The sequence below is a fragment of the Streptomyces sp. A01 genome, from assembly GCF_059026195.1.
The window spans coordinates 189088-206197 of record NZ_JBWLKN010000009.1; the positions used below are offsets into that span (position 1 = coordinate 189088).

Consider the following 17110-nt stretch of genomic DNA (forward strand, 5'->3'; position numbering starts at 1 on the left):
GCAGCGTCCATCGGCCCAACCCGCGAGGCCCAGACGTATGTGACGCCCAGTGCCGGGTAACGTGTCCCGGTCGTGGGCGTACCGTCGGCAGGTCCTCGGACTCACGGTGCGCAAAACAGCACACATACACCGTTGCGGGACAGTTCCGGATTTGCACCGGATTCCCCTGCGGCGACAGCGAGCACGAGCATACATCTTGTGTCGGCCGCCGCGCCCACCCCCACATGTTGTGTCGTACCGTCAGCTTCCCCGTACGGATGTGCTAATGGGACGACTCGCGCCGGTGCCCGCCGGGCCCGTATTCAGGGGCTGGGGCGGCCCTGACGCACCCGGTCTGTTTGGTGGTCTGCCACAACGCCGGGCGTGTCGGCCCGGCCCGAGAGGGCGGGAGGGGCAGCCGGTGACGCGGCCGCGACGGCCGGGGCCCCTCCGCTATCGTCGTGATGACGTCCCCTGCTCCGTCCGGACAGCAGAAGGAGCTCCATGACCGCGCTCGCCGACCGGCCGCACATGCTCACCGAGCACTTCGAGGAGGCCGCCCGGATACTCGCCCGCTCGGAGGAGAGCGCGCGGCTGGAGTTCATCGACGGGAAGCTCAGGAGCAAGCCCATGCCGGACGGGGATCACGGACGGATCATCGAGTGGCTGACCCGTGTCTGTATGCAGGCACGCCCCGAGCTGTGGCTCTACCCGGATCAGGGCCTGAAGGCGCAGGCGTACCGGAAGGGCAGGGCCCGGCCGGGTGGCACGCTCGCTCCCAGTGGCGCTTTCGTCGGCCAGGGGGAGTGGGCCGATCCGGCCTCGGTCCTGATGGCCGTCGAGATCACCTCGTACGACTCGGACACCGACCAGCGCGACCGGGTGGAGAAGCCTCGCGCCTATGCGGAGACCGGCATTCCGCTGTATCTGCTGATCGACCGTGACACCTGCGAGGTGACGGTCTTCAGCGAGCCCGACGGCGCGCGGTACGAGAGCGTACGCATCGTGCCCTTCGGCAAGGTGGTCGATCTGCCGGAGCCGGTGGGCATCAGCCTGGACACCGAGCCGCTGAAGAACTGGGTGCACTGATGACGAGGCAGTGGGTGGCCCGCTTCCACGCGGCGTGAGCCGCTGGCGGGAGGCCCCCGGACGCGCCGCCGCCCCTCCCGGTCCCCGTGGGGCGGAAGGGGCGGCGGCGTCGTGTCAGCCGGCTGCTCAGTGGCCGGCGGGGGCGCCCACCGTGGCCGGGGGCAGCTCCCTCTCGACGCCGGGGTCGCCCGCGTCGGCCGTGTAGTCGCCGGGCTTGGTCTCGTCCACGCCTTCGGGCGCGTTCATGGCCCGCAGCACGAAGGTCATGACGACCGTGACGACGACGTTGAGCACGAACGCGGTGAGCCCGATGTAGCCGATCTCCCCGATGCCGGGGATCTCCTTCTGGCTGCCGCCGAAGTGCTTCTGGCTCGGGCTGGCCACGCCGTACGCCGCCAGCGTGCCGTACAGCATGCCGACCGCCCACCCGGCGAGCAGCGCCCAGCGGTGGAACCAGCGGGTGAACAGGCCGCCCACCAGCGACGGCATGGTCTGGAGAATCCAGATGCCGCCCAGCAGCTGGAAGTTGATCGCCACGGTCTTGTCCATGGTGAGGACGAAGGCCAGCGCGCCGACCTTCACCAGCAGGGACACCATCTTGGAGACCTTCGTCTCCTGCGCGGGCGTCGCGTCCGGTTTGATGAAGTCCTTGTAGATATTGCGGGTGAACAAATTCGCCGCGGCGATGGACATGATGGCCGCCGGGACCAGCGCGCCGATTCCGATGGCGGCGAAGGCGACCCCCGCGAACCAGTCCGGGAACATGTTCTCGAACAGCTGCGGGATCGCCAGCTGGCCGTTCTCCACCTTCACACCGGCGGCGATCGCCATGAAACCGAGCAGCGCCAGCAGCCCCAGCATCAGCGAATACAGCGGCAGAATCGTGGTGTTGCGGCGGATCACCTCGCGGCTGCGGCTGGAGAGCGTCGCGGTGATGGAATGGGGATACATGAACAGCGCGAGCGCCGAGCCCAGGGCGAGCGTCGCGTACGCCCACTGACTGTTGTCGCCGCTCACCAGCTCGCCGCGGGGCTTTCCGGTGGCCTCATCGGGTGTGGAGAACGCCGCGCCCGCCTTCGCGAAGACGTCGTCGAAGCCACCCAGTTTGATCGGGATGTAGATGATCGCCACGAGGATGACGAGGTAGATCAGACCGTCCTTGACGAAGGCGATCAGCGCGGGCGCGCGCAGCCCGGAGGAATAGGTGTACGCGGCGAGCACGCCGAAGGCGATCAGCAGCGGCAGGTCCTTGATGAACCAGTTGGTGTCCTCGCCACCGCCGACGCCCATGACGTCGAGAACCGCCTGGATGCCGACCAGTTGCAGCGCGATATACGGCATCGTCGCCAGGATGCCGGTGAGGGCGACCGCCAGTGACAGGCCCTTCGAGCCGAACCGGCCGCGGACGAAGTCCGAGGTCGTGACGTAGCCGTGCTTGTGCGACACCGACCACAGCCGGGGCAGGAAGGTGAAGATGAGCGGGTAGACCAGAATGGTATACGGCACCGCGAAGAAGCCGGAGGCGCCCATCGCGTAGATGGCCGCGGGCACTGCGACGAAGGTATACGCCGTGTACAGGTCGCCGCCCAGCAGGAACCAGGTGACCCAGGTGCCGAAACTGCGCCCGCCCAGGCCCCATTCGTCGAGGCTTTCGGCCTGCTCGGCCTTGCGCCAGCGTGCGGCGAGGAAACCCATGACCGTGACGGCCAGGAAGAAGAAGATGAAGACGGCGAGTGCGACGCCGTTCACTCCGTCATTCACCGCGACCCACCCGCTTCCGCCTTGCGGGCCCGCTGCTCACGGCGGATCAGGACGAAGGCGACCATCGTAAGACCGGCCGAGATGAACACCCAGAGCATCTGGTACCAGTAGAAGAACGGAATGCCGATCAGCGTGGGATCGACCTTCGCGTACGAATCGACCCACAGCATGGCGATAAACGGCGCTATCAGGCACAGGCCGACCACGACGCGCGAGGGCGTGACGACCGGTCTCCTGCTCTGCGCCGCGGATGGTTCTGACACGACCGTGGCTCCGTTCCCTAGAGATCACCCGCAGAATCAGTTGAAGAGATCAACTGTGTAACGCGCACGAAATCTAAGTCAGGGACGGCGCGGCCGTCACTACCTGTCCGCATATCGGTACGGCAGAGAAGGCAGCCGGACGCCCCCGCGAAAGCCCAGGTGGCAGGCGGTGCGGGGGCGCTCGGTCAGCAGCAGCGGAAGTCGCCGCGGGGGTCCGCCTCCCGGTCGTCCATCCGCTTGCGTTCGAACTCCCGGCGGCTCGGCGGCACTTCGCCGGGATGCTGCCGCCGGAAGTGCTCGACGTAGCGCTCGTACGCGCCCTCGCCGGTCAGCTCGCGGACGTACCAGCGCGCCCAGCGCACCCAGCGCGTCCCGTATCCCCAGCGGGGCCGGGGTGCCCGGGCCTCCGGCCGCCGGGCCGTGCGCGTCATCATGCCGACCGTCCCCCCTGGCCCGCCTTCGCGTCGTCACCCGGCTGCCCGTCCGCCACCGCGGCCAGCTCCGCCTTCTCCTCCCGGGTCGCGATGAGCCCGGCCGGGGCGGTCAGCTTCGACTCCACGTACGGCGCCTCGTGCAGCCGTGTCGACGCCGGGTCGCGGATGGCCTTCACGCAGGTGCGCAGGGCGTCGGCGACCACGATGATCACCAGGACGGCGAGCAGCGCCGTGAGGACGCCGTCGACCGTGGAGTTGGTGACGACGGTGTGCATGTCGTCCATGTTCTTCGCGGGCGGCAGGACCTTCCCGGCGTCGATGCCGTCCTGGTAGACGTCGCGCTGGCTGAAGAAGCCGACGCGCGGGTCGTCCGAGAAGACCTTCTGCCAGCTGGCGGTCAGCGTCACCACGGCGTCCCAGACCAGCGGGACCGCCGTCACCCACGCCCACTTCAGGCGGCCCGACTTCACCAGCAGCGTGGTGCACACCGCCAGCGCGACGGCGGCCAGCAGCTGGTTGGCGATGCCGAAGACCGGGAAGAGCTGGTTGACGCCGCCGAGCGGATCGTGGACGCCCACCCACAGGAAGTACCCCCAGAGCGCGACCACGATGGCGCTGGCGATCCACACACCGGGCTTCCAGCTCACGTCGCGGAACGGCCGGTAGATGTTGCCGAGCATGTCCTGGAGCATGAACCGGCCGACGCGGGTGCCCGCGTCCAGTGCGGTGAGGATGAACAGCGCCTCGAACATGATCGCGAAGTGGTACCAGAACGCCTTCATCCCCGACCCGCCGACGACGTCGGAGAAGATCTCCGAAACGCCCACGGCCAGCGTCGGCGCGCCGCCCGTACGGGAGAGCAGCGATTCCTCCTCCACGGCCTTCGCCGCCGCGGCCAGCTGCTCGGGGGTGATGGTGTACCCGAGCCCGGCGACCGCGTCCGAAGCGGACTGCACGGTGTCGCCGATCACTCCGGCGGGAGCGTTCATCGCGAAGTACAGGCCGGGGTCGATGATGGACGCCGCCACCATCGCCATCACCGCCACGAACGACTCCATCAGCATGGCGCCGTAGCCGATCATCCGGACCTGTGTCTCCTTCTCGATCATCTTCGGCGTGGTGCCCGAGGAGATGAGGGAGTGGAAGCCGGACAGCGCGCCGCAGGCGATGGTGATGAAGACGAAGGGGAAGAGCGAACCGGCGAAGACGGGGCCGTCGCCGCGCGCCGCGAAGTCCGTGACGGCGTCCATCCTCAGGTTCGGCAGGGTGAAGATGACACCGACGGCGAGCAGCCCGATGGTCCCGATCTTCATGAAGGTCGAGAGGTAGTCGCGGGGGGCCAGCAGCATCCACACCGGCAGTACGGAGGCGATGAACCCGTAGCCGACCAGCCAGAGCACCAGCGTGCTGTGGTCCAGGGTGAAGGCGCTCGCCCAGGAGGACTCGGCGACCCAGTTGCCGCCGACGATGGCGAGCAGCAGCAGCGCGACGCCGATCACCGAGACCTCGGTGACCCTGCCGGGGCGCAGCACCCGCAGATAGAAGCCCATGCCGAGCGCGATGGGCACGGTCATCGCGATGGAGAAGGCACCCCAGGGCGACTCGGCCAGCGCGTTGACGACGATCAGCGCCAGCACCGCCAGCAGAATGATCATGATGATGAACACGGAGAGCAGCGCGGCGGCGCCGCCGATCGGGCCGATCTCCTCACGCGCCATCTGCCCCAGGGACTTGCCGTCCCTGCGGGTGGAGAAGAACAGCGTCACCATGTCCTGCACGGCTCCGGCGAAGATGACGCCGACGATGATCCAGATGGTGCCGGGCAGGTAGCCCATCTGCGCGGCGAGCACAGGCCCGACGAGCGGTCCCGCCCCGGCGATGGCGGCGAAGTGGTGGCCGAGCAGCACCCGGCGGTCGGTCGGGTGGAAGTCCAGGCCGTTGTTGAGCCGTTCGGCCGGGGTGGCCCGTGTCTTGTCCGCCCGCAGCACCTTCGTGATGATGAAGCGGGAGTAGAAGCGGTAGGCGATGGCGTACGTGCCGAGGGCGGCGGCCACCATCCATGCGGCCGACACCTCCTCGCCCCGGGAGAGCGCGAGCATGGCCCAGCCGGTCGCGCCGATGAGCGCGACGGCGGTCCAGATGACGATCGTCCGCGGCCGGAGGGGCCGCGCTATGAGCGTGCGTACCACTGTTGCCCCCGTCAGTTTCCGTACCGGACCGCACCGCGTGCGGCGTGGCGGCCCGGGCCGGGGCGCCACGCCGTTCGGCCCGGCTGCCCGGCGGGCCGCCATGCTCTCCCGGCGGTTCGCCCGGCTCTCCCGGCGGCTCGCTCGGACCGGCTGATGGCGCCGCCGGTCCCTTCCGCGGACCCGTCCGACCAGCCTCCATGCGTGGTCTGGACCAATTGTCCGACGGCTCGTACGATCACCTGCATCTGGCTCAACTCCGCTTCCCCACACCTGCGACGGGACCTGAACGTGCTCGACATCGTGGTGGTACTGCGGGCAGAGGACGTCGCTCTCGACTTCCTCTCCGTCCTCGACCGGAACGCAGAGACCCATATCGTCCTCGCCGACACCGGAACATCCTTCCCTCTAGCCCCAGACGCCACGCTCACGTCCCGCCTTGCCGCGCTGGCGCGGCATGTCCGCGCTCCGGAGCCCGCCGCTGAGTTCTCCGCGTCCGCACCGGTACCCGCCGGACGGCTGGCGGAAATCGTCGCGCGCGCCATGGCTGGAAGGGAAGCCTCCGTGTGGACCCACTCTCCGGCCGATGACCGGCGCGGCCGCGCCCGCCTCGGCCTCGACGTGGCCGGGTCCGTCGGCGGGCTACCGGTGTGGCACGCGGTGGGCGACAGCCCCTACCTGGAGTTCGTCACGGAACTCGACCAGCCCCTCACGCCCGGCCAGGTGGGCGCCAAGCTCGGCTTCGTCAACCGGAACTGCGCCGCGCTGCTGACCACGGCCGGGCCCGGCGCGGTGGCTTCCGGAGCGTCAGCCCCCGGCACACCGGCCCCGGACGCCCCGGCCCCGGACGCCCCGGCCCCGGACGCCCCGGCCTCCGACGCCCTGGCCCCCAGCGCACCGGCCCCCGGCCCGGAGTACGCCATCGACACCGGGCGGGTCCCCGCCACCGAACGGTTCTTCCGCCCCGCCCCTGGTGAAAGCGCCGCGCTCTACGCGCTGCTGGCCAGCATGGGGGACGAGGCGGCGTCCGTCCCCGACCCGTGGGAGTTCGGTTCTTCCGCGTACGAGGCGGAGCGGCTGGACGCGACGACCGCGTGGATCGCCCGCTGGCGCGCCCCGGGCGGCGGGCCGCTGGTCGAAGCCGGGGCATGCGAGGGGGCGCTCACCCGCAGGCTGACGGAGAAGGGTTTCTCCGTGATCGCCACCGAGCCCAACCCGGTCTTCCGGCGCCGTCTGCGGGAAGGCGTCGGCGCGTCCGTACGCGACATACGGGCGGCCGGGCTCGCTGAGCTGGCGGCCGGAGAGCCGTGGCCGGACGCCGCGTATCTGCTGATCGAGATGCTCTACTACGGGCAGGACTTCCACCTGCTTGACCGGCTTCCGGGCGACCGGCTGTTCATCGCGCTGGAACCCGAGGCGTTCGACGTGCGGCTACGGCCCTGGCTGGCCACCACCGGCTGGCAGGCCGAGGAGGAACGCGAACTGGTGGGCGCCCGGCTGGAAACGGTCTGCGGAGGCCGCGCGTATCTGCGCAAGCGCGGCAGCCGGGGCGTGACCCTGCGGCGGCCCGAAGGCGGACCATGGGCCGAGAGGGGCGCCGCGAGCGGTGCCCCACGGGCCGCAGGCGCGCGGGATGCCGGGCGGCGCGAGGGCGGGACGGGGGAGCGCCGGTCATGATCTGCGTCGGCCTTGGACGGCACTGTGAGAGTACGTATCAGATCCGCCGCGTCACCGGTCAGCGGCGGGCCCACTTCTTCGACTGGCTCGACCTCGACTGCGGCGCCGTCACCCGGGCCCTGACCGGCGGCCTGGACGAGGTGCTTGCCCTTCCCGGGGACCTGGTGCCCGACGACGGCGGGGACTGCGTGCTGGACCGGTACACGGGCATCCGCTTCTATCACGACTTTCTGCCCACGGCCCCGGGCGAGCCGCTGACCTCCACCGATATCGCGCGGCAACACGCGCGCGTACGGCGTAAATTCCGGTATCTCGCCGAGCGCTGGCGGCACACCACACGCACGGCCGACGCCATCCGCTACCTCCACCACGACGCCCTCGACGAGGCCACCTCCGCCGATGTCCGCCGCCTGCACACGGCCCTCGCGGCCGGTCGCGCTGGCCGCCCCTTCGAGCTGCTGTGGGTCCGCCGCACTCCGCCACCGGGAGCGGGCGGGGGGCTGCCCCCGGGCGTCCGCTGGGCACTGACCACGCCGGTGCCAGGGCGCTGGCAGGGCGACGACGCCAGCTGGGACGCGCTGCTCGCCGGCCCCGCACGTACGCTCATCTGCGAGGGGACGACGCGCTCATGACGGACGCGCCGGAACCGGGCCCGGCACCGGCGGGGGCGGGCCGGGGCCGCTGCGGCGGCGGTGGCTCACGGCTCGGCCGCCGCCGCACGGCCCGGGCCTGGCCGTCCGCCGGAGCCCGGGGCGCGGCCGGGCCCGGGCCGTGACCCGGGCTCAGCCGTTCGGCCGCCGCAGCCGGGCGACGAACTTGTAGCGGTCGCCCCGGTAGACGGAGCGGACCCACTCCACCGGCTCGCCGCTCGCGTCCAGCGAGTGGCGGGAGAGCATCAGCATCGGCAGGCCGACGTCCGTGCCCAGCAGGCCGGCCTCGCGCGGCGTGGCCAGGGACGTCTCGATCGTCTCCTCGGCCTCGGCGAGGTGGACGTCGTACACCTCGGCCAGCGCCGTGTAGAGCGAGGCGTACTTCACCAGGCTGCGGCGCAGCGCGGGGAAGCGCTTCGCCGACAGGTGGGTGGTCTCGATGGCCATCGGTTCGCCGCTGGCGAGCCGCAGCCGCTCGATGCGCAGCACCCGGCCGCCGGTCACGATGTCCAGCAGCCCGGCGAGCCGGTCGTCGGCCGTGACGTAGCCGATGTCGAGCAGCTGGGAGGTGGGTTCGAGGCCCTGGGCCTTCATGTCCTCCGTGTACGAGGTGAGTTGCAGGGCCTGTGAGACCTTGGGCTTGGCGACAAAGGTGCCCTTGCCCTGGATGCGTTCCAGGCGCCCCTCGACGACCAGTTCCTGGAGGGCCTGGCGCACGGTCGTGCGTGACGTGTCGAACTCGGCGGCGAGCGTGCGCTCTGGCGGGACCGGAGTGCCCGGGGGCATGGTTTCGGTCATTTCCAGCAAGTGGCGCTTAAGCCGGTAGTACTTGGGGACGCGCGCGGTGCGCGTCCCGCTCGGTGCCGCGCCGTTGCCGTTCTCCGCCGCGCCGCCGACGCCGCCGCTCGTGTCCCGGTCGGTCCCCATGGCGTGACGTCCCGACTCCGATCCTGTTGCCGTCACCGGCTCCTCCGTTACTTCGGCTGGAGGTACGGGGGTTGGTCCCCGGACAACTCAGCGCGGCTCACATCGTGGCATGGGCGGGCCCATCGACGCCTTCATCAACGTGCTGGCGGGCCCCAGGTGTCGGTCCGATAACGGACCTGACAGCGACTCTTATACACCCTTGACACCCCTAAAGGTCTAGGCCAAGCTGCGGGAACTGGTCTAAACCATTAAAGACCAATTCCGGTTCTTTGAGGAGAGTGCTGTGAAGCGTGGGCTCATAGCGGCGACGAGTGTCGCGGCCATGTTGGTGAGCGTCGCGGGCTGCGGGTCCGACAGCGACGACAAGAAGTCCGGCGCGGACGGGTGGAAAGGCGAGACTCTGACCGTCTGGGCCATGGACGGGTCTACTCCGGACGGCTGGTCGAAGGGCGTGAAGGCTGCCTTCGAAAAGAAGACCGGTGCCAAGCTGAAGTTTGAAATTCAGCAGTGGAATGGCATTCAGCAGAAGGTAACCACGGCACTCTCCGAGTCGAACCCGCCGGACGTCATCGAACTCGGAAACACCCAGACCCCCGCGTACGCGCAGACCGAGGGCCTCGCCGACCTCTCCGACCTCAAGAAGGAAATCGGCGCCGACTGGTCCGAGAGCATCAACAAGTCGGCGGTCTTCGACGGCAAGCAGTACGCCGCCCCGTGGTTCGTCCTGAACCGGGTCGTCATCTACAACAAGAAGATCTGGGCCGACGCGGGAATCAAGAAGCTTCCCAAGACGCGCACCGAGATGTTCAAGGCCCTGGACACGATCGAGAAGAAGACCGACGCCGAGCCGGTCTACATGCCCGGCCAGAACTGGTACTTCTTCGACGGCCTGACCATCGGCACCGGCGCCGAGCTGGTGAAGAAGGACGGCGACAAGTACGTCTCCAACCTGTCCGACCCCAAGGTCGGCAAGGCCATGGACATCTACAAGCAGTACGCCTCCTTCAGCGACGCCCCCAAGGACAAGGACGAGGCCACCCCGCAGCAGGCCGAGGTCTTCGCCAAGGGCAAGACGGGCGCGTTCATCGGCATGGGCTGGGAAGGCGCCACCGCCATCAAGGCCAACCCGAAGATCGAGAAGGACATCGGCTACTTCACCATCCCGGGTGAGACCGCCGGCAAGCCCGAGGGTGTCTTCCTCGGCGGCTCCAACCTCGCCGTCGCCGCGGGCAGCGAGAAGCAGGAGCTGGCCAAGGAGTTCCTGAAGATCGCGCTGTCCGACAAGTTCGAGGGCCAGCTCGCCAAGGAAGGCGGCGTGATCCCGAACAAGGACGCGCTCCAGACCCACCTCAAGGGCAACCCGGCCGCCGAGGCCGCCGCTCCGGCAGCGGGCTCCGGCGGAACCACCCCGCTGGTCCCGGAATGGGCCGCCGTGGAGAACCCGCCGAACCCGATCAAGGCGTACATGACCGCCGTCCTGAACGGTAAGTCCCACGCGGAAGCCGCCAAGTCCGTCGAGGACGACCTGAACAAGCGCCTCGGCCAGAAGCAGTAACAGCGCACCCGAACCGGCCGGGGGGCGGAGGGACGTCCGTCCCCCTCCGGGCGCGGTAGTCGCGCCGGTGGATTCGGCCGTGGACGCGGCCAAGGAAGAGATGGCGAGCATGGCAGTGCAGACCGAACGGGCGGAGACCGGCCCGGCGGCCGATGTCCGCAAGAGCGGAGGGGAACCCGCCCCGCCCCCTCGGCGGCGCGGACGGTATCCCGATATCGCGCCCTATCTGCTGGTCCTCCCCGCGTTGGCCGTGACGGCGCTGTTCCTCGGCTGGCCCCTGGTGAAGAACGGCCAGCTGTCGTTCCAGAACCTCAACATGGGCCAGCTGATCCGGCACGCCACCGAATGGAACGGCGGTGACAACTACCGGGAGATCCTCAAGAGCGAGGAGTTCTGGCGGGTCACCGTACGGACCATCGTCTTCACCGCCGTGAACGTCATCCTCATCATGGTGCTGAGCACCCTGGTGGGCCTGCTGCTCGCCAAGCTTGGCAAGAAGATGCGGCTCACCCTCCAGGTCGCCCTGGTGCTCACGTGGGCCATGCCGGTCATCGCGGCGACCACCGTCTACCAGTGGCTGTTCGCCCAGCGCTTCGGCGTCGTCAACTGGGTCCTGGACAAGCTCGGCTGGCACTCGATGGCCGACTACAACTGGACCGGCAGTCAGCTCTCCACCTTCTTCGTGATCACCCTGCTGATCGTCTGGCACTCCATTCCCTTCGTCGCGCTCAGCCTGTACGCCGCGACGACGACGATCCCCGACGAGCTGTACGAGGCGGCGGCGCTGGACGGCGCTGGGGCGTGGAAGACCTTCACCTCGGTGACCCTGCCCTTCATCAAGCCCTTCCTCTTCGCCACGACCTTCCTTGAGGTCATCTGGGTCTTCAAGGCGTTCCCGCAGATCTACGCGATCAGCGAGGGCGGTCCCGACCGGCTCACCGAGACGCTGCCGATCTACGCGTTCGTCGAGGGCGTCGGCAACCAGCACTACGGCATGGGCGCCGCGATCTCCGTGCTCACCATCGTGATCCTGCTGGTCCTGATGTCCTCATACTTCCGCATCGTGCTCAAGCAAGAGAGGGACGAGCTGTGAGGAAAAACCGCGGCACGGGGAACGCTCCCCGGCGGAACGCGGCGCTCTTCGGACGCGTCTGGCCGAACGCGACAGCTCTCGTCCTGTGCGTCGCCTTCGCCTTCCCCGTCTACTGGATGTTCACCACGGCCCTGAAGCCGACCGGGGACATCGTCACCGAGGACCCGGTCTGGTTCCCCACGAACGCGACGCTCGACCACTTCGAGCGGGCCGTGAAGGCGGACAACTTCTGGACCCTGGTCCGCAACTCCCTCACCGTGACCGTCCTCGCGGTGCTGCTCTCCCTGGCCATCGCGCTCTTCACGTCCTTCGCCATCGCGCGGATGCGCTTCAAGGGGCGCCGCGGAATCATCCTCGCCTTCATGGTCGCCCAGATGGCCCCCTGGGAAGTCATGGTCATCGCGATCTACATGATCGTGCGCGACGCCGACATGCTCAACAGCCTCATCCCGCTGACCCTCTTCTATATGGTCATGGTGCTGCCCCTGACCATCCTGACGCTGCGGAACTACATCGCGGCGGTGCCCAAGGAGCTGGAGGAGTCGGCGATGGTGGACGGCTGCTCGCGGACCCAGGCGTTCATCAAGGTGATCTTCCCGCTGCTGGCGCCCGGGCTGATGGCCACCTCGCTCTTCGGGTTCATCACGGCGTGGAATGAATTCCCGATGGTCCTCATCCTGAACAAGGACAAGGAAGCCCAGACCCTCCCGCTGTGGCTGTCGAGCTTCCAGACCGCCTTCGGCGACGACTGGGGCGCCACCATGGCCGCCGCCTCGATCTTCGCCGTCCCGATCCTGATCCTCTTCCTGTTCCTGCAACGCAAGGCGGTCGGCGGTCTCACCGCCGGCGCGGTGAAGGGATAACCCACTCCCCATGACCACCCTCGCACGCGAATCCGACACCCTCACCCGAGACGCACTCGCCGTCCTCCAGCCGGGCTTCGCAGGCACCACAGCCCCCGACTGGCTGCTGCGCAGACTCGGCGAGGGCCTCGCCTCCGTCGGCCTGTTCGGCCGGAACATCGCATCGCCCGAGCAGCTGGCCGCCCTCACCGCGCAACTGCGGGAGGCACGCGAAGACGTCCTGGTCGCCATTGACGAGGAGGGCGGCGACGTCACCCGGCTTGAGGTACGCGCCGGCTCCTCCTTCCCCGGCAACCTCGCCCTCGGCGCGGTGGACGACCCCAGCCTCACCCGGGCCGTCGCCCAGGAACTCGGCCGCCGCCTCGCCGAGTGCGGTGTCAACCTCAACTGGGCCCCTTCCGCCGACGTCAACGCCAACCCGGACAACCCGGTGATCGGCGTCCGCTCCTTCGGGGCCGACCCGCACCTGGTGGCCCGCCACACCGCCGCGTACGTCGAGGGCATGCAGGCCGCGGGCATCGCCGCCTGTGTCAAGCACTTCCCCGGCCACGGCGACACCGCCGTGGACTCCCACCACGCCCTGCCGCGCATCGACGCCGACCTGAGCGTCCTGGACACCCGCGACCTGGTGCCCTTCCGCGCCGCCGTGGCAGCGGGAACGCGGGCGGTGATGAGCGCGCACATCCTGGTGCCCGCCCTGGACAGCGAACTGCCCGCCACCCTCAGCCCGTCCGCGCTGCACGGCCTGCTGCGCCGCCCCGTCACCGAGGGCGGCCTCGGCTTCGACGGGCTCATCGTCACCGACGGCATGGAGATGCGGGCCATCTCCGGCACCTACGGCCTGGAACGGGGCAGCGTCCTCGCCCTCGCCGCCGGTGCCGACGCCATCTGCGTCGGCGGCGGACTCGCCGACGAGGACACCGTGCTGCGACTGCGTGACGCCCTGGTGGGGGCGGTACACAGCGGCGAGCTGAAGGAGGAGCGGCTCGCCGACGCCGCGGCACGGGTCCGCGCCCTCGGGGACTGGGCGCGGCACACCACCCGGGCGGCGGGCGCGAAGGAGGGGACTCACCCGGCGCAACGCGGGGAGGGAACAGCGCCCGCCCCCGAAGTGGGCCTGTCCGCCGCACGCCGCGCGGTGCGCGTGACGGTCAAGTACGGCGGCTTCTCACCGCTCACCGAGCCCGCGTATGTCGCCGCCTTCACTCCCATGGCGAACATCGCCGTCGGAGACGAGACCCCCTGGGGCGTCGCCGCCGAACTGGTGCGGCTGCTCCCCGGCACCGAGACCGCCACGTACGGCAGCGCTGCCGCCGCCGAACAGGGCGCGCCCGCGATGATCGCGGACATGCTCGACGCGGCGGCGGACCGTAGGATCGTCGCAGTGGTACGCGACGTCCACCGCCACCCGTGGATGGCCGCCGCTCTGGATGTCCTGCTGACCGCCCGCCCGGACACCGTCGTGGTCGAGATGGGCGTTCCCCAGGCACCACCCCGAGGCGCGCCGCACATCGCCACCTTCGGCGCCGCCCGGGTCTGCGGCCGCGCCGCCGCTGAGGTCATCACCGGCAACGAGGCCGGGCGTTGACGGCCACGGTCCGTACAGCACCGAGCGCACGGGAGGCAGCGGGGATGTCCGACACGACCCTGGCCCAGGAGAGCGACCAGCCTGGCCGGATCATGTCCGGTGAGATGGCCGAGCAGCCCGCGGTGCTGCGCCGCATCCTCGACGAGGGCGCGCCGAGAATCCGCGAGGTGGCCGAGGCGGTCGCGGCACGCGCCCCGCGCTTCGTGCTGCTGACCGGGCGCGGTACCTCCGACAACGCGGCGCTGTACGCCAAGTACCTCCTTGAGGTGCGGCTGGGGCTGCCGTGCGGGCTGACGTCGATGTCGACGACCACGGCGTACGGGGCGAAGCCCGAGCTGACAGACGTGCTGGTGATCACCGTCAGCCAGTCCGGCGGCTCCCCCGACCTGGTCGCCTCCGCTCAGGCCGCCCGCGAGGCCGGGGCGATCACTCTCGCGGTGACCAACAACGCGCGGTCGCCGCTGGCTGAGGCCTCCGAGTTCCACATCGACGTGCTGGCGGGCGAGGAGAAGGCCCTCCCGGCGACGAAGACGTACACAGCCGAGCTGCTGGCCCTGTACCTGTTCGTCGAGGGGCTGCGCGCCGCCACGCAGGCTCCCGGGCCGGACGCCGGGGGAGGGGAGAGCGCCAAGGCACTGCCGGAGCTGGCGCAGCAGATCCTCGCCCGCCAGGAGGAGGTCAAGCAGCTCGCCAGCCGCTACCGGTTCGCTGAGCGGATGGTGCTGACGTCGCGTGGCTACGGCTATCCGACGGCGAAGGAAGCCGCGCTGAAGCTGATGGAGACCAGCTACATTCCCGCTCTGTCGTACTCCGGCGCGGACCTGCTGCACGGTCCGCTGGCGATGGTGGACAACATCTCGCCGGTCATCGCGATCGTCACCGACGGCAAGGGCGGCGAGGCGTTGCAGCCGGTGCTGGAGCGGCTGCGGGGCCGGGGCGCCGACCTGACGGTCATCGGCACGGCGGCCGAGGTGGCCAAGGCATCGGCCGGGTTCGCCCTGCCGACCGAAGGGGTCCCGGAGGAGCTCCAGCCGATCCTGGAGATCCTGCCGCTCCAGATGCTGGCGTACGAGGTCACGATCGCGCGCGGCCAGGACCCCGACGCCCCCCGCGCGCTCGCCAAGGTCACCGAGACCCACTGACGCGCGGCGCCCTCGCGCGCGGCGGCCCTGCTCCGCGCAGTGGGGCCGCTCGGTTCCCGCCGGGGCACGCGGGTCAGAGCAGCGCGCCTCCCGTCGCGTCGATCCACTGGCCGGTGACCCACCGGCTGTCATGCGACGACAAGAACGCGACTATGTCCGCGACGTCGTCGCCCTTCGCCACCCTGTTGAGGGGCGACGCCTCGGCGGTGGCCTCCCGAGCCTGCGGGTTGTCCCGCAGCCAGTCCGCGTTCATATCGGTGTCCACCACCCCCGGGGCCACCGCGTTGACCGTGATCCCCCGGGGGCCCAGCTCCTTCGCCAGGGTCAGCGTGAAGACATCGATGGCGCCCTTGGTCATGGAGTAGGAGATCAAGCCGGGCATCGCCGCGCCGCGCGTCAGCCCGGTGGAGACACTGACGATCCGCCCGCCGTCCCGCAGCCGCCGCAGCCCGTGCTGCGTCACGAAGAACGGGGCCTTGGTGTTGACCGCGAAGATGTGGTCGAAGTCCTCCGGGGTGACCTCGGCGGACGACTCGTACACCTTGTTGATGCCCGCGTTGTTGACCAGGATGTCCACACCGTCGGCCTGCTCGTCGAAAGCGGCCCACAGCGCCTCAGCGTCCCCCGGCACACCCAGCTCCGCGCGCAGCGTGAACGCCTGCCCGCCTGCCGTCTCGATCGACGCCACCGTCTCCTTCGCCGCCCCGTCATCCCGCCCGTAGTGCACGGCCACCCTGGCGCCATCGCGGGCCAGGCGCTGCGAGATCGCCCGGCCGATGCCCCTGCTGCCGCCGGTCACCAGCGCCGTCTTGCCGTCGAGCGTGCCCATGGCTACGCCCCCCTCTTTCTGTAGGAGTCGCTACAGAAAAAACGTAGCACATTGCGTAGCGCTCGCTATAGAATGACTTCCGTGAACACCACGAACGAGGGAACGAGCAAGCGGGGCAGGCCGCGGTCCTTCGACCGTGAGGCGGCGCTGCGGGCGGCGACCATGGAGTTCTGGGACCGTGGTTTCGAGGCGGTGTCCATCGCCGACCTCACGCGGGTGATGGGCGTCAAGGCCCCGAGCCTGTACGCGGCCTTCGGCGACAAGAGGACGCTGTTCGAGGAGGCCATCGAGGCGTACATCCGCGACTTCGGCGGCTTCATCGACCGTGCGCTGGACGAGGAGCCGACCGCCCGCCGCGGCGTCGCCCGCATGCTGCACGAGGCCGCCGCCTGGCATACCTTGCCCGGCCATCCGCGCGGCTGCATGCTGATCAGCGCGGCCACGAACTGCACGGCCCAGTCGGCGGAGGTGGCCGAGGGGCTGGTGGATCGGCGCAATGACGGCGTCGCGCTGATCGAGCGCCGCATCAGCGCCGATGTCGAGGCGGGGATACTGCCGCCCGGTACCGGCGCGCGAACGCTCGCCGTCTACTGCACGGCCGTGCTCCACGGCATGGCCCAGCAGGCACGCGACGGAGTGGACCAGGCCACTCTCGAAGAGGTGGCGCGGACCGCGATGGGGGCCTGGCCACCGGACGCGAGCCCGGCCGTGGGCGCTGATGAGGACGCGGGGTCCGAGGGGAGACGGTCTTCCGGTGCGCGCGGGGCTTCCAGGGTGAGTTAGGCCCTCGTCCGGCGGAGCGTGCTGGAGGAGATCCTGCCCGTCCGTCCGTGCGCTGCGGAGTGCGGGTGTGTCGTGGCTGGTCGCGCGGTTCCCCGCGCCCCTGGCGGGGCGGAAGGTGACCGAGCTGCGAGGTGCGACGTGGTGCGGGAAGCTGCGGCAAGGGCCCGTGACAGACCCGCGGGCCGCGGCGCCAGAGCGGGACCCTCAACCCGCCCGGCACCGCAGCCCGGAGTTGCATCGGCCGGTGCGGCCGATCTGAGACTCTGGCGCGGTCAGGGCAGAGAGCGCCGC

15 protein-coding genes and 1 riboswitch are annotated in these 17110 nt (G+C 69.9%); of the genes, 9 read left to right on the forward strand and 6 right to left on the reverse strand.

What is annotated here, in order from left to right:
* Positions 1 to 69 precede the first annotated feature (69 nt).
* Positions 70 to 225, reverse strand: a riboswitch (cobalamin riboswitch).
* 258 nt (positions 226 to 483) lie between these two features.
* Positions 484 to 1068, forward strand: coding sequence for a Uma2 family endonuclease (locus AC5P1B_RS14905; protein ID WP_493887551.1), 585 nt, complete (start codon positions 484 to 486; stop codon positions 1066 to 1068).
* Positions 1069 to 1194: 126 nt separating this feature from the next.
* Here AC5P1B_RS14905 and mctP read toward each other — a convergent pair whose 3' ends face one another.
* From mctP to AC5P1B_RS14925, 4 genes are all read right to left on the reverse strand, one after another.
* A complete protein-coding gene (gene mctP / locus AC5P1B_RS14910; RefSeq protein ID WP_493887553.1) occupies positions 1195 to 2829 on the reverse strand; it encodes a monocarboxylate uptake permease MctP in 1635 nt (544 codons plus the stop codon).
* Positions 2826 to 3092, reverse strand: coding sequence for a DUF3311 domain-containing protein (locus AC5P1B_RS14915; RefSeq protein WP_493887554.1), 267 nt, complete (start codon positions 3090 to 3092; stop codon positions 2826 to 2828). Before AC5P1B_RS14915 ends, mctP begins: the two co-directional genes overlap by 4 nt.
* Positions 3093 to 3277: 185 nt before the next feature.
* Complete coding sequence (locus AC5P1B_RS14920; RefSeq protein WP_493887556.1) at positions 3278 to 3526, reverse strand: YbdD/YjiX family protein; 249 nt, start codon at positions 3524 to 3526, stop codon at positions 3278 to 3280.
* Positions 3523 to 5625, reverse strand: coding sequence for a carbon starvation CstA family protein (locus AC5P1B_RS14925; protein WP_493887660.1), 2103 nt, complete (start codon positions 5623 to 5625; stop codon positions 3523 to 3525). The genes AC5P1B_RS14920 and AC5P1B_RS14925 overlap by 4 nt, the downstream gene beginning before the upstream one ends.
* Before the next feature lie 291 nt (positions 5626 to 5916).
* Here AC5P1B_RS14925 and AC5P1B_RS14930 point away from each other — a divergent pair, with 291 nt between their 5' ends.
* Both AC5P1B_RS14930 and AC5P1B_RS14935 read left to right on the forward strand, forming a co-directional pair.
* Positions 5917 to 7389, forward strand: a complete 1473-nt coding sequence (locus AC5P1B_RS14930; RefSeq protein WP_493887557.1) for a class I SAM-dependent methyltransferase — start codon at positions 5917 to 5919, stop codon at positions 7387 to 7389.
* Positions 7386 to 8021, forward strand: coding sequence for a DUF1796 family putative cysteine peptidase (locus AC5P1B_RS14935; protein ID WP_493887559.1), 636 nt, complete (start codon positions 7386 to 7388; stop codon positions 8019 to 8021). Before AC5P1B_RS14930 ends, AC5P1B_RS14935 begins: the two co-directional genes overlap by 4 nt.
* Positions 8022 to 8171: 150 nt before the next feature.
* Here the strand turns inward: AC5P1B_RS14935 and AC5P1B_RS14940 are convergent, their stop codons facing one another.
* Positions 8172 to 8966, reverse strand: a complete 795-nt coding sequence (locus AC5P1B_RS14940) for a GntR family transcriptional regulator (protein WP_493887561.1) — start codon at positions 8964 to 8966, stop codon at positions 8172 to 8174.
* A 283-nt stretch (positions 8967 to 9249) separates the two neighbouring features.
* Here AC5P1B_RS14940 and AC5P1B_RS14945 point away from each other — a divergent pair, with 283 nt between their 5' ends.
* The 5 genes from AC5P1B_RS14945 to AC5P1B_RS14965 all read left to right on the forward strand — a co-directional run bounded on the left by AC5P1B_RS14945 (position 9250) and on the right by AC5P1B_RS14965 (position 15207).
* Positions 9250 to 10521: an extracellular solute-binding protein gene (locus AC5P1B_RS14945; protein ID WP_493887563.1), complete on the forward strand. Its 1272-nt coding sequence runs from the start codon at positions 9250 to 9252 to the stop codon at positions 10519 to 10521.
* A 109-nt stretch (positions 10522 to 10630) separates the two neighbouring features.
* On the forward strand, positions 10631 to 11614 hold the full coding sequence (locus tag AC5P1B_RS14950; protein WP_493887565.1) for a carbohydrate ABC transporter permease: 984 nt from the start codon (positions 10631 to 10633) through the stop codon (positions 11612 to 11614).
* On the forward strand, positions 11611 to 12477 hold the full coding sequence (locus AC5P1B_RS14955) for a carbohydrate ABC transporter permease (protein WP_493887567.1): 867 nt from the start codon (positions 11611 to 11613) through the stop codon (positions 12475 to 12477). Before AC5P1B_RS14950 ends, AC5P1B_RS14955 begins: the two co-directional genes overlap by 4 nt.
* A 10-nt stretch (positions 12478 to 12487) precedes the next feature.
* On the forward strand, positions 12488 to 14065 hold the full coding sequence (locus AC5P1B_RS14960) for a glycoside hydrolase family 3 protein (protein ID WP_493887569.1): 1578 nt from the start codon (positions 12488 to 12490) through the stop codon (positions 14063 to 14065).
* Between the two features lie 44 nt (positions 14066 to 14109).
* On the forward strand, positions 14110 to 15207 hold the full coding sequence (locus AC5P1B_RS14965) for an SIS domain-containing protein (RefSeq protein ID WP_493887570.1): 1098 nt from the start codon (positions 14110 to 14112) through the stop codon (positions 15205 to 15207).
* Positions 15208 to 15280: 73 nt separating this feature from the next.
* Here the strand turns inward: AC5P1B_RS14965 and AC5P1B_RS14970 are convergent, their stop codons facing one another.
* Complete coding sequence (locus AC5P1B_RS14970) at positions 15281 to 16036, reverse strand: SDR family oxidoreductase (RefSeq protein ID WP_493887571.1); 756 nt, start codon at positions 16034 to 16036, stop codon at positions 15281 to 15283.
* 72 nt (positions 16037 to 16108) lie between these two features.
* Here AC5P1B_RS14970 and AC5P1B_RS14975 point away from each other — a divergent pair, with 72 nt between their 5' ends.
* Positions 16109 to 16819, forward strand: coding sequence for a TetR/AcrR family transcriptional regulator (locus tag AC5P1B_RS14975; RefSeq protein WP_493887572.1), 711 nt, complete (start codon positions 16109 to 16111; stop codon positions 16817 to 16819).
* The last annotated feature ends 291 nt before the right edge of the window (positions 16820 to 17110 follow it).